The sequence below is a fragment of the Embleya sp. NPDC008237 genome, assembly GCF_042956465.1.
In the GTDB taxonomy this organism is placed as follows: Bacteria; Actinomycetota; Actinomycetes; order Streptomycetales; family Streptomycetaceae; genus Embleya.
Genome location: NZ_JBIBGL010000002.1, coordinates 90648 through 102502, shown reverse-complemented (window position 1 = coordinate 102502; position 11855 = coordinate 90648). Strand labels below are relative to the sequence as shown.

The window sequence follows — 11855 nt, the reverse complement described above, 5'->3', positions numbered from 1 at the left end:
GCACGGGAACGGGCTTACCGGAAGCCGCGGACTTTCCGTTCGATGGCCCGCTCCCCACCGGCCGGAGAATGGCGATACGCTGCCCGAACTGAACCACGCGGCAAGCAGCCCGAATTGGAGTGGCCCATGAGCAGCAACCCGTTCGACGACGCGGACGGCCGGTTCTACGTCCTGGTGAACGACGAGGAGCAGCATTCCCTCTGGCCCTCGTTCGCCGAGGTCCCCGCCGGCTGGCGGGTCGTATTCGGTGAGGACGGACGCCAACAGTGCCTGGACTTCGTCGAGCAGAACTGGACCGATCTGCGGCCGAAGAGCCTGCGCGAGGCGATGGCGGCGGGCTAGGCCGTGTCCGGTGGATCTTGGTGGTGGCCCCACCAAGGTCCGCCGGACACGGCCTGGTCGCCCGCTTCGGTGAGCGATCCGGACGACCCCGGGGGTGGGCCCGGTGCCGAAAGCGGCACCGGGCCCACCTTTTTCCTCGTCGTGCGTCGCGCACCCCTCGGCCTCGACAGGTCGTCTTCGTCGCGGACATGCCGACGGCCCGCCGGCAGTGCCGGCGGGCCGGCGGGTGGGGCCTGCGGTCAGCGGGTCTCCCGCGCGACCTCCAGGGCGGCCTTGCGTTCGAGTTCGAGTTCGTGCTCGACGCGACGCCGGATGACGGAGTCGGCGATCTCGCCGCTGCGGATCGCGATGTTGGACAGCAGTGAGGACGTCAGTCCGTGGGTGTGCTCGGTGCCGCCTTGCAGGTAGATGCCGCAGGACAGTTCGGGGCTGGTGACCAGGCGGTAGTCGCGCCCCACCCGGTGTCGCCCGGCCTCGTCGCGCAGGCAGTACCGGTCGAGGTCGCCGAGCAGGCCGGAGGGCTCCGGGGAGTCGTAGCCGGTGGCGAAGACCAGGGCGTCGACGTCGAGTTCGCGCACTCCGTCGTCCAGCAGCGAACGCAGGAACACCCGGGTCTCGTCCCCGGAGCGTTTGACCTGGTCGACCCGGGTGAGGTTGCGGAAGTACAAGCGCCGACCGCCGCGCACCTCCTCCTCGTACGAGCGCCGGTACAGGTCCCTGATGACCTCGTCGTCGACCACCGAGTAGTTCGTGTTCCTGTGATAGCGCCAGAACGCCTCCCGGGCCCGGTCGGTCCCGAAGTAGTACTCGTCGACCGCCCCGGGATCGAACACCTGGTTGGCGAAGGGGGTGTCGTCGGCGACGGAGTACCCGTAGGCCGGCAGGATCGCCGAGACCCGGGCGTGCGGGAGGGTGTCGTACAGGAACCGGGTGATCTCGGCCGCGCTCTGACCGGCGCCGACGACCGCCACACTGCCCAGCCCGGCGGCATGCATCCGGTTGAACTTCTCCAGGAACTCCGAGCTGTGCCAGACGCGTTCGTCGCGCTCGATGCCCTGGGGCATGCGCGGCACGAGGCCGGTCGAGACGGTCACGTTGCGCGCCTTGACCAGCCGGGTCGCGCCCGAGGCGACGTCTTCGACCTCGATCTCCAAGTGCTTGGCGTCCCGCGCCGCGGTGCCCTGCGGCGGCCGGATCGAGGTGACCGCCGAGCCGTAGGAGACGCGGTCGGTGACGCTCGACTCGGCCCACTCGAGGTACTGGTGGAACTCCTGCCGGGTGGGAAAGAAGTCCTGGGCGTTCACGAACTGTGCCAGCCGCCCCGAGGCGTGCAGATACGAGATGAAGCCGAACCGCGACACCGGGTTGCGGAACGTGGCCAGATCCTTGAGGAACGAGATCTGCATGGTGGTCGACGGGAGGAGCATGTTCCGGTGCCATCCGAAAGCGGGCTGCCGCTCGAAGAACGCGGCGGTCACCGGTCGGGCCGACTCGTTGGCCCGGTGCTCTTCCAGGGCAATGGCGAGCGACAGATTCGACGGACCGAATCCGATGCCGACCACGTCGTAGATCTCGTGTCCGAACGTACCCATAGAAAATTCTCCCGCTAGCGTCGCTGCGACAGGGACTTCCGCATTTTCAATGGGTCGGTTGCGGCAACCCAGAGGCCCGAATGGGGAACACGGTCAACTCACCACAGGTGTGCGGCCGATGGTCTCGAATATCTCGACCGGTCACCCGGGAGCGGCGTATCGAGTATTACTCTCGGGAACGCATTAATGCCAAGCTAGAGGGACCGGGAGCCACCTTTCAAGGATCCCGGTGCACCGCGTACCCATGGCCGCCGTCCTGTCGACGGGACAGCCTTCCCTCCCGGCTCCGAATTGCCGCAAGTGCTCGATGCACCGGTAGTAGCGTCGGCGAGTCGGAGCCATACCGCGAGCCAGATCACAAAAGGGTGTGAATTCCGAATGTTCGTTCCCCGCCACTATCGTGAACCGGACAGTTCGTGGATGGTAGACCTGATCCGCGCCAATCCGTTGGCCCTTGCGGTCATGAACGGCGACCCCAGCGCGGGCCCGTTCGCGACCCACCTGCCCGTCATACCCGATCCGCAGATGACGGGGTCGTGGTCCGACGACCTTTCGGGCGCCACCCTGCTCGGGCACATGAACCGGGCGAATCCGCACTGGAAAGCGCTGGAGACGGGAACCGTCCTGCTGCTGACCTTCACCGGCCCGCACGGCTATGTGTCGCCCACCGTGTACGAGGTGACGCCCGCCGCTCCGACGTGGAACTTCACCTCGGTACACGTACGCGGTGTCGTGGAGAGGATCGACTCGCTGGAGGAGACGCTGGGCGTGGTGCGGGCCACCGCGCTGACCTTCGAGTCGGAGTTCGGCGCCGGCTGGGACCAGACCGAGTCGGTCGACTACTTCCGGAAGATCGTCCCCGGTGTGGGCGCCTTCCGGGTCACCGTCACGGGGGCGGAAGGCATGTTCAAACTCAGCCAGGAGCAACCGGCCGAGGTCCGCGAGCGGGTGCAGCAGTCGTTCAGCAGGCGCGCGTGCAGCCTCCAGCGGGAGACGGCCGAGCTCATGACCCGGTTGCCGTGACCGAAATCCGCCGTGTCGGCGTCCGGGCGCCCCGCCGGGTTCGAATCCTGTCGGCCCTGGGGTGTTCGAACGGGCTCGGGGCCGGTATCTCGCGAGAGATACCGGCCCCGAGCCCGTCCCGGGTCACCGCCGCGGTACGCGGCGGCGGCAGTGGGTCCCGTGGCGTGCCGATGGCGCCAGGTTGATCCCGATGGCGACAGGTGGGTCGAATCCGCCCGCGTACGGCGCGCTGCCGAGATACGGACAACCACCATCGGGCGATGGGAACACCACATATTCCTTGGCGGAGGTGGTCACACGCGTGCCGGGCCGACCAGGCGCCATGCGGCGCAATCGGTGTGCCATGATGAATCCATGGAACTACGGGAGTACGTCGACGCGCTGCGCGACGAGTTGGTGACAGCCGCTGCGGCCGGAGACGCCGAGGCCCGCGCTGTTGCCGAGCGCCTCGTCGCCCCGCTGGAATCGGCCGTTCGACTCACGTTGCTCAAGGTTCTGTCGGCCGCGGCCGACGAGATCACCCGGGAGCTGGCACCCGGCTCGGTGGACCTGCGGCTGCGGGGGATGGACCCCAGTTTCGTGGTGACTCCGCCCGCGGGTGACGACAGCAGCCCCGCCGGCGATGCCGCGGATGAGACCGGTGACGCGGCGAGCGACTGGTTGGCCGGATCGCCCGGCGGCGTCCGCAGCGGCGCCACGGCCAGGATCAACTTCCGACCTCCGCAGGAGATGAAGGAAGAGATCGAGAAGGCGGCGTCCAGGCAGGGCGTCTCGGTCAACACGTGGATGGTTCGAGCCTCCGCCGCGGCACTGGCCAACAGCAGGCGATCCCATCGCGGCAAGCAGCAGTTCAACGGCTGGGTGCAGTAGTCGTCTCGGGTGCGGAGAGCCGTTCGTCAGGCGCGGTGGATGGTGATGTCGCCGTAGGAGGACTGCGCCCGTACCTCGACCGATTCCTCGGACGACTTGTCCGTGGGCTCCAGCGTGTTGTGTACGCGCCCGTATCCGGTGGTCAGATCCAGCTTCGCCGGCCGGTCCGCGCCGATGCCGACCTCCAGGTCACCGCACGCCGTCTTGAGCACGACCGTGCCGCGGGTCACTTCCCCGACGCGAATGCTGCCGTTGGAGGTCTTGGCGTCGGTTTCGAGACCCGACGCGTGCTCGACGGTGATGTCGCCGTTGGCGGCGCGGACATGGACGTCGCCGGTGACCCTGCCGATTTCGGTGTGGCCGTTGGAGTTCTTGGCCTTGACCGCACCGCCGATCTCGCCGATGCGAATGCGCCCGGTGGAGGTCTTGACCTCGGTGTCGCCGTCGACGCGGCGCACGGTGATGTGGCCTGCCGTGTCCAGACGCAACGAACCGACGTGGTCGAGTCGGACATGCGCGGTGGACGTCTTGAACGTGCAATCACCGAGGCGCCCAGAACCGCGCAGGTCTCCCAAGGCGGCTTCGCCGCGCACGTGCGAGCCGGCAGGCAGGGTGATCGACACATCCACCGAACGGGTCTTCCGGGAGAAGTTCATCGCCGGCACCGTGGGCTTGGCCGCCTTGATCACCAGTACGCCGTCGGCGTATTCGACACTCGTCTGCTCGGCGGCCTTCACGTCGGAGGCGTCGCTCTCGTCGGTCGGTCGCACCTCGACGACGGTGTCGGTCCGGTCTTCGGCGGTGATCTGCACGTCGCCGACATGGATGTCGAGCGTGACGGAGATCGGCTCGGGAGTATCGAAAACAGGCACGGCTGTCCCTTCTCGTCATTGCGGCGGGCGTCCCCCAAGGTGGGACGGGTGGGATATCGGTCCGGTCGGTTCGGCACACCCTGGCGATGTGGCGCTCCCGGTCCCGTCTGCCGCGCCGATCGACGGTACGGGAAGCGCGATCGTGCCGCTCCAGGTGGAGATTACCTGTTCCGGCCACGCGTCCACCGACTGCCCTTCGTAACCGGCGACTTCCTTGGCGGTTGCCCTGATGACGCCATTGTGGCGCAATACATGCGCCATTTCAAGCCCGGGCACCCCGGCATGGCGCCATCACCCGGCGCATCGCGATCCGGACGAGCTGCGGCGGCCGTTCTCACTTGTTGCGGTAGCGGGCGACGGCGAGTGGGGCGCAGATCGTGGCGATACCCAGCGTCCAGGCCAGGGACTGCCAGCCGGCCGAGCCCGCGTCGGTGCCGCCCAGCCAGGCCCGCAGGGTGTCCACCACCACCGTCACCGGGCTGTGCTCGGCGTAGGGCCGGAGCCACCCCGGCATCGAGGAGACGGGAACGAAGACCGAACTGACGAACGTGAAGGGGAACAGCCATGCGGTGCCCCCGGCCTGGGCGGCCTCGGGCCCGCTGACGGCCATGCCGATCAGCGCGGCGAGCCAGGAGAACGCGTAGCCGAAGGCGAACAGCAGCAGGAACGCGCCCGCCATCGGCAGCGGATCGCCGTCGAAGCGGAATCCGACCAGGAGCCCGACCACCACCATCACCACGACGGCCACGAGGGTGCGGGCCAGTTCGGAGAACGTGCGGCCGGCCAGGACGGCCGATCGGCTCACCGGCATCGACCGGAACCGGTCCATGATGCCCTTGCTCATGTCGTCGGCGACTCCGACGGCGGTGCCCGCGACCGAGCCGAACAGCACCATCTGCACGAAGATGCCCGGCAGCAGGAACTGCCCGTAGTCGCCGCCCGGCACGTCGATCGCCCCACCGAGCACGTAGCGGAACAGCAGGATGAACATCACCGGTTGGATGAGCGCGTACATCATCAGGTCCGGCGTGCGCCGCAGGTGCTTGAGGTTGCGCAGCGCCATCTCCCCGGCGTCGGAGAACCACCAGCCGATCCCGCCGCCGGGGTCGCGCTCGCTCGCGCCGGACCCCGCCGGGGCCACCGCGGACGCCTTCGTCGTCCGCGCGGTGTCCGCGGCCTTCCCGGACTTCGCGGATTTCTCGGTCTTCGCGGTCTTTTCCGTCGAGATGCCGCTCATCGTTGGTCCGTCCTTCCGGCCGTCACCGCGGTGACGTGTTCGGCTTCCGGGGGTGCCGGCGTCGGGTCGGCATCCGAGGCCGGGCCCTGGCGACGCTCGGTCAGCGCGAGGAAGGCGTCCTCCAGGGTCGGGCGGCGCACAGCGGTGTCCACGACGATCACCTGCGCCGCGTGCAACTCGCGCATCAGCTCGGGCATCAGCAGCGCCCCGCCGGCGACCGCCACGGTGATCCGCCCCTCGCCGTCGTGGTTGCACGGACTGTCCCCGACGACCCCCCGGATCACCTGCTCGGCCCGCTCGTACTGGCCGGCGTCGTCCAACCGGATCTCCAGCCGCTCGCCGCCCACCCGGTCCTTCAGTTCCTCCGGGGTGCCCCGGTCGATCACCGTGCCGTGGTCCACGACCACGACCGCGTCGGCGAGGCGATCCGCCTCCTCCAGGTATTGCGTGGTCAGCAGCACGGTGGTGCCGGCGGCGGAGAGGTCGGCGACCACCTTCCAGATCGCCGTCCTGCTCCTGGGATCGAGGCCCGTGGTCGGCTCGTCCAGGAAGATCACCTCGGGGCGGGCGATCAGGCCGGCCGCGAGGTCGAGCCGGCGGCGCATGCCGCCCGAGTAGGTGCGGACCAGGCGTCCGGCGGCGTCGGCGAGGCCGAATTCCGCGAGCAGTTCGTCGGCCCGGTCGCGGGATTCGGCCCGGCCGCGCCGAGCGAGCCGGGCGAGCATGCGCAGGTTCTCGAAGCCGGTCAGCTTCTCGTCGACCGCCGCGTACTGGCCGGTGAGACCGATCAGGGGCCGTACCCGTTCGGGCTCGCGCAACACGTCGATGCCGCACACCCGCACCGATCCGGAGTCCGGGCGCAGCAGTGTGGCGAGGATCCGCACGACGGTCGTCTTGCCGGCTCCGTTGGGCCCCAACAGGCCCAGGACCGAGCCCTGTTCGACGGTGAGGTCGAGGCCGTCCAGGGCCTGCACGTCGCCGTATCTCTTGTGCAGCGCCTCGACGGCGATTGCGTCCGACATGGCTCCACGGTCCTTTCCAGGGCGTCGGCGCCGTCGGCGGCGTCGACGGATGCGGGCGGGTCAGGGGGAACCGGCGGCGGCGGTTGCGCCGGCCAGGTCGGCGACCAGCGTGGCCAGCAGGGCGCGGCGGGCGCTGTGCAGGAAGAAGTGGTCGCCGGGCAGCACGTGCAGCGCGAAGCGGGCCGCGGTCTGCTCGCCCCAGCCGGCCGCGGTGTCCGGGTCGGCCTCCGGATCGGCGTCGCCCACGAAGGCGCTGATCGGGTACGCCAGCGGGGGCTGCGGCGTGTAGTCGTAGTCGTCGACCATGGTGAAATCCGAGCGCAGCACCGGGACGACCAGTTCGCGCAGTTCGGGATCGGCGAGCACTTCGGCCGGGAGTCCGCCCATGCCGTCCACGCGGGCGATGAACTCGTCGTCGGGCAGGTCCGAGTCGCGGATCGCCGCGGGTGGGTGCTGCGGCGCCGGGCACCCGGACGCGAACAGCCGAAGCGGGTCGGGGCAGCCCAGGGCACGCAATCGGCGGCACAGCTCGAACGCGAGTCGGCCGCCGATGCTGTGGCCGAAGACCGCGTACGGCCGATCGATGCTCGCGGCGACCTCGGCGGCCATCGCGTCGACGTCGATGAACGGGTGCTCGCGCAGCCGGTTCTCCCGTCCCGGGTACTGGATCGGGGCGACCTCGTAGGACCCGAGCGCGGCGAGCGCCCCGGGCCAGTCGCGGAAGGCGGACGCGCCCGCGCCTGCGTACGGCAGGCAGTACAGCCGAACCTCGGCGTCGGGACGCGGTTGGGGCAACGTCACCCACGGGCCCCGGCGTTGCTTGGTCGTCACGTGGTTCTCCCATCCGCAGCGGCCCGGGCGCTCGATGCGTCGGCGCGATCGCACCCGCCGGCCCGGTCGGTGTGTCCCCCGTCGGCCGCCCGGCGGTCGCCGCTCCCGGCGGCGCCTTCTTCGCCGCCCGCGCGCCGCACCGCGGCCACCGCGGCGTCCAGGCCGGGTTCGTAGCCGTTCCAGCGCTGTCGCAACACGCGCAGCAGGCCGAGTTGTTCGGCCAATCGGCGCCGGGTCGTGCGCAGACAGTGGTCGAGTGCCCGCGGTCCCGGTCCCCCGCCGTACTCGGCGGTCTCGGCGACGGTGCGTGCCGAAGCCGTCAGGTCGGTCCGGCCACCCGCCTCGGGCAGTCGGGCCAGCACGTCGGCCAGCGGTTCCCCGCCGTCGGCCAGCGATTCGCGCACCGCGCCCGCGACCGCGGCGTGCGCGGCCCGGAAGCCGATGCCGGTGTCGAGGGCGAGCCGATTCGCGGCCTCGGTCGCCGCCGTGCAGCCCGCCTCGGCGCACGCCGTCATCCGCTCGACGTCCGGCTGCGCGGCCGCCACCACCAGGCGCAACAGCTCTGCGGCCTGGGCGAGTTGCCGCACCGCGTCCTCGATCGGACGCATGCCCTCGGTGTGTACCGCGATGGCGTTGCTGAACGGTGTCTTGTGCATCGCGGTCGCGGCCGTGACGAAGGCGCCCAGGGGGGCCGCCGCCTTGCCCGCGACGTGTTCCAGGACGAAGACGTTGCGCTTTTGCGGCATCATCGAGCTGCCGCTGGTCAGGTTGTCGGGCACGGTCAACAGCCCGCTGTCCGGGCCGGTCCACACCGAGAGGTCGGTGGCCACCCGGCCGAGCAGCACCCCCAGCACGGCGCCCGCGGCCGTCAGCCGCAACCCGGCGTCCCGCGAGGCGACCGCCTCGACCGAGTTGGCGCGCGCCCCGGCGAAGCCGAGCAGCGCGGCGGTGCGGCCCGCGTCGATGGGCACCGTGGTGCCGCCCACCCCGCCCGCGCCCAGCGGACTGCGGTCGAGGTCCTCGGCCACCCGGGCCAGCGCCTCGATGTCGGCCGCCAACGCCACCGCGACGCCACCGAGGTAGTGGCCGTAGGTGATCGGCACGGCGGGTTGGTGGTGGGTGAACGCGGGCATCACGGTGCGGGCGTGCCGGCGGGCGGTGCGGGTGAGCGTGCCGAGCAGGCGCAGCGCCTCCCACAGCAGGTCCAGGTACGGTCCGCGCAGTTTGAGTTGGCGGAGGGTGGCGGTGAGGTCGTTGCGGGAGCGGCCCAGTTGCAGTTGGCCGCCGACGTCGGGACCCAGCCGTTCGGTCAGGAACAGTTCGTACATCAGGTACCAGCCGCGCGGGGCCGGGCGGCCGTGCAGCGACGCGAAGTTCTCGGCGCGCAGCGCGTCCACGGCGCCGAGCAACTGGGCGGCGGCGGCCGTCGGCAGGATGCCGCGCTCGGCGAGCATCACCACATGGGCTCGGTCGATCTGCGTGGTCAGCGCGAGATCGCCGGCGAACGCCGCGTCAACGCCCGGCTGTTGGGTGAGCGCCCGGACCCGCGGGTGCAGCGGGACGCGCCCACCGGTGTGCACCCGGTCGGCGTCGGCCGGGTCGAGGGGAGCCGCCTGCTCCGCCGTCGGCGCCGATTCGGCCCGCACCCGTTCCCCGGTCACCGCGGGCTCCCGTTCGCCGTCGTGCGCACCGTGAGGGTGCGCAGCGCCCGGTCCGCCGCGGCCGCGGCGGTCGCCGTGTCGGGTGCGGTGGTCAGGACCGCCCCGATCCGGTCGCGGAAGTCGCCGTGTCGCGTCATCGGGGTGCCCACCGCGACGCCGACCTCGACCCGTCGCACGCCGGGCAGCCGAGCAGCATCCGCGGTCCCGTCGACGCCGGCCAGGACGCCGTGCGCGGGTGCGAGGAGGAAGCGTACGGCCGCCGCGCCCGCGACTCCCGCCGGGCGCGGCGGCACCGGGCGGCCCAGGGCCGCGGCCAGGAGGCCGTCGATCAGGTCCACGCCGCGGGCCGCGAGCACGAGTTCGGGGATGTGGCCGCCCGCGAGGCGGGGGTTGACCTCGATCACGACCGGTCCGGCCGGACCCACCCGCAGTTCGACATGGGCCGGGCAGCCGGCCAGCCCCAGGGCGGTGACGGCCGCCACGGCCCCGGCCCGCAGTGCGGCGAGCAGGCCGGGGTCGGCGGCGGCCGGGAAGTCGTGTCCGGTTTCCACGAAGCGCGGCAGCGCGCCCAGGTGCTTGGCGGTGACGCCCACGACCCGGCCGCCGAGCAATTCGACGGAGAACTCCGGGCCGGGCACGTACTCCTGGAGCAGCACCCCGGTCGGCACGGCGAGTCCGCGCTCGTTGACCGCCTCGGCCAGGAGCGGGCCCGCGTGCCGGCGTGCCTCGTCCGCGTCGGCGCACAGGCGTACGCCCACGCTGCCGCTTCCGGTGACCGGCTTGACCAGGAACGGTCCCGTGCCCAGCCGGTGCCGGGCCGCCTCGACGTGCGAGAGGTCGGTGACGGTGGCGCTCCTCGGTACGGCCACCCCGGCCGCGGCCAGGGCGCTGCGCTGTCGGCCCTTGTCCCGGCACATCGCGACGGCGTGCGGGTCGGGTCCGGGCAGGCCGAGTCGTTCGGCGAGGGCGGCGGCCGGCTCGATGTAGTGGTCGGAGGTGCTCGTCACGCCCACCACCGGTCCGCGCAGCCGCCGCACGGCGGCCAGCAGCGCATCCCCGGAGCCGGTGTCGGTGACCACGGCGGGGACGCCGTCCGCGCGGACGTAGTCGTAGCGGTCCGGGCTGGCGCACAGCAGCACCGGCCGCAGGCCCTCGCGACGGGCCGCCCGCACCAGGGCCCGTCCGTTGCCGGTGGTGTTGCTCTCCACCAGGACCAGGGTCGCGGTCATCGGACGCGCGTCCGCTCGTCCGCGGGCCGGGGGGCGCAATCGGGGGCGGGCCGGGCCGCGTCCGGGCCGAGACGTGCGGCGCCGGGTGCGGGGCGGCGGTTCCACACCATGTGGTCCCAGTGGCCGCGCACTTGGGCGGGGTCGGTGACGGGGTGCGGTTCGGAGGGCAACACGGGCAGATGGAGCCCGTGTTCGCGCAGCCAGTTCGGGTCGCCCGAGGTGGACTGGTAGCGGTGCCCCTCGTCCGCGAACAGCGCCAGCACGGTGCGGTCGGGGTGGCGTCGGGCCTCCCACCGGGCCACCAGGTAGGCCGCGCCGCTGGTCGGGCCCATGAACAGGGCGTGTTCGCGGTGCAGCCGGTCGGTCGCCCCGAACGCCTCGGCGGCGCCCAGCCAGTGCACGTCGTCGAAGGTGTCGTGGGCGACGTTGGCCGGCATCAGGCTGTTGCCGAGTCCGCGCAGTGTCCTGGGGCCGTCGGGCAGCCCGAACAGCACGCTGTGGTGGGTGTCCACGGCCACCGCGCGGGTCTGCGGCCGGTGCCGGCGCAGCTCGTACGCGGTGCCGCACATCGAGCCGCCGGAGCCGACGCAACCCACCAGGGTGTCCACCCGGCCGATCCGCTGCCGGACCAGATCGGCGACTCCCGCGTAGGCGGCGGGGTTGAGCGGGTTGTCGTATTGGGAGGGGACGAACGCGGGTTCGCACTCCTTGCGGATCGCGTCGAGCCGGTCCAGGCGGGCGCGTTGGTGGCCACCGACGGCCGCCGGTTCCGTGACGATCTCCACGCGGGCGCCCAGGGATTCCAGCCTGGCCTGCAGCGGTGCGTCCAGGACCGGGTCGCTGACCAGGATCAGTGGGTATCCGCGCAGTGCGGTCACCATGGCCAGGCCGAGTCCGAAGGTGCCCGAACTGGTCTCCACCACGGTCATGCCCGGGCGCAGTTCGCCGCGGCGGGCGGCGGTGTCCAGGATGTAGCGGGCCGGGAGCAGCTTCATCACGGTGAAGCAGGCGGCGTAGAGATTGTGTTCGAGCCTGACCAGGCGGGGCATTTCGAGGGCGGCCACCGCGTCGCCGACGACCTCCATCCGGTGGGGCGCGGCGTGCCCGTCCGCCGCCTGCTCGTGCGTCGTCCGACCGTTCGCCGAATGCCCGTTCGCTGCCTGCGCGCCCATCGCT

Annotated in this window: 11 protein-coding genes; 3 read left to right on the top strand and 8 right to left on the bottom strand. The window is 71.6% G+C overall.

Translation table 11 applies throughout. The features are described from left to right. The first annotated feature begins 126 nt into the window (after nucleotides 1-126). Nucleotides 127-342: an MbtH family protein gene (locus ACFZBU_RS03880; RefSeq protein WP_020553678.1), complete on the top strand. Its 216-nt coding sequence runs from the start codon at nucleotides 127-129 to the stop codon at nucleotides 340-342. A gap of 239 nt (nucleotides 343-581) precedes the next feature. Here ACFZBU_RS03880 and ACFZBU_RS03875 read toward each other — a convergent pair whose 3' ends face one another. After that, nucleotides 582-1934: a lysine N(6)-hydroxylase/L-ornithine N(5)-oxygenase family protein gene (locus ACFZBU_RS03875; protein ID WP_391581872.1), complete on the bottom strand. Its 1353-nt coding sequence runs from the start codon at nucleotides 1932-1934 to the stop codon at nucleotides 582-584. A 378-nt stretch (nucleotides 1935-2312) separates the two neighbouring features. Between ACFZBU_RS03875 and ACFZBU_RS03870 the strand changes: the two genes are divergently transcribed. After that, nucleotides 2313-2957 (top strand): FMN-binding negative transcriptional regulator, encoded by a 645-nt coding sequence (locus ACFZBU_RS03870; RefSeq protein ID WP_391581871.1) that lies wholly within the window; start codon nucleotides 2313-2315, stop codon nucleotides 2955-2957. A gap of 354 nt (nucleotides 2958-3311) precedes the next feature. Further along, nucleotides 3312-3827, top strand: coding sequence for a hypothetical protein (locus ACFZBU_RS03865; RefSeq protein ID WP_391581870.1), 516 nt, complete (start codon nucleotides 3312-3314; stop codon nucleotides 3825-3827). A gap of 26 nt (nucleotides 3828-3853) precedes the next feature. Here ACFZBU_RS03865 and ACFZBU_RS03860 read toward each other — a convergent pair whose 3' ends face one another. From ACFZBU_RS03860 to ACFZBU_RS03830, 7 genes are all read right to left on the bottom strand, one after another. Beyond that, complete coding sequence (locus ACFZBU_RS03860; RefSeq protein WP_391581869.1) at nucleotides 3854-4699, bottom strand: DUF4097 domain-containing protein; 846 nt, start codon at nucleotides 4697-4699, stop codon at nucleotides 3854-3856. Between the two features lie 334 nt (nucleotides 4700-5033). After that, nucleotides 5034-5936, bottom strand: coding sequence for an ABC transporter permease (locus ACFZBU_RS03855; RefSeq protein WP_391581868.1), 903 nt, complete (start codon nucleotides 5934-5936; stop codon nucleotides 5034-5036). Continuing rightward, the gene (locus tag ACFZBU_RS03850; RefSeq protein WP_391581867.1) at nucleotides 5933-6958 is read right to left on the bottom strand and encodes an ATP-binding cassette domain-containing protein; all 1026 of its coding nucleotides are present in this window, start codon (nucleotides 6956-6958) and stop codon (nucleotides 5933-5935) included. Before ACFZBU_RS03850 ends, ACFZBU_RS03855 begins: the two co-directional genes overlap by 4 nt. A 60-nt stretch (nucleotides 6959-7018) precedes the next feature. Next, nucleotides 7019-7789 (bottom strand): thioesterase II family protein, encoded by a 771-nt coding sequence (locus tag ACFZBU_RS03845; RefSeq protein WP_391581866.1) that lies wholly within the window; start codon nucleotides 7787-7789, stop codon nucleotides 7019-7021. After that, nucleotides 7786-9450 (bottom strand): lyase family protein, encoded by a 1665-nt coding sequence (locus tag ACFZBU_RS03840; RefSeq protein ID WP_391581865.1) that lies wholly within the window; start codon nucleotides 9448-9450, stop codon nucleotides 7786-7788. The genes ACFZBU_RS03845 and ACFZBU_RS03840 overlap by 4 nt, the downstream gene beginning before the upstream one ends. Then, nucleotides 9447-10679 (bottom strand): ATP-grasp domain-containing protein, encoded by a 1233-nt coding sequence (locus tag ACFZBU_RS03835; protein WP_391581863.1) that lies wholly within the window; start codon nucleotides 10677-10679, stop codon nucleotides 9447-9449. The genes ACFZBU_RS03840 and ACFZBU_RS03835 overlap by 4 nt, the downstream gene beginning before the upstream one ends. Further along, entirely contained in the window at nucleotides 10676-11851 is a 1176-nt protein-coding gene (locus tag ACFZBU_RS03830) for a cysteine synthase family protein (RefSeq protein ID WP_391581861.1), read from the bottom strand. Before ACFZBU_RS03830 ends, ACFZBU_RS03835 begins: the two co-directional genes overlap by 4 nt. Between the last annotated feature and the right edge of the window lie 4 nt (nucleotides 11852-11855).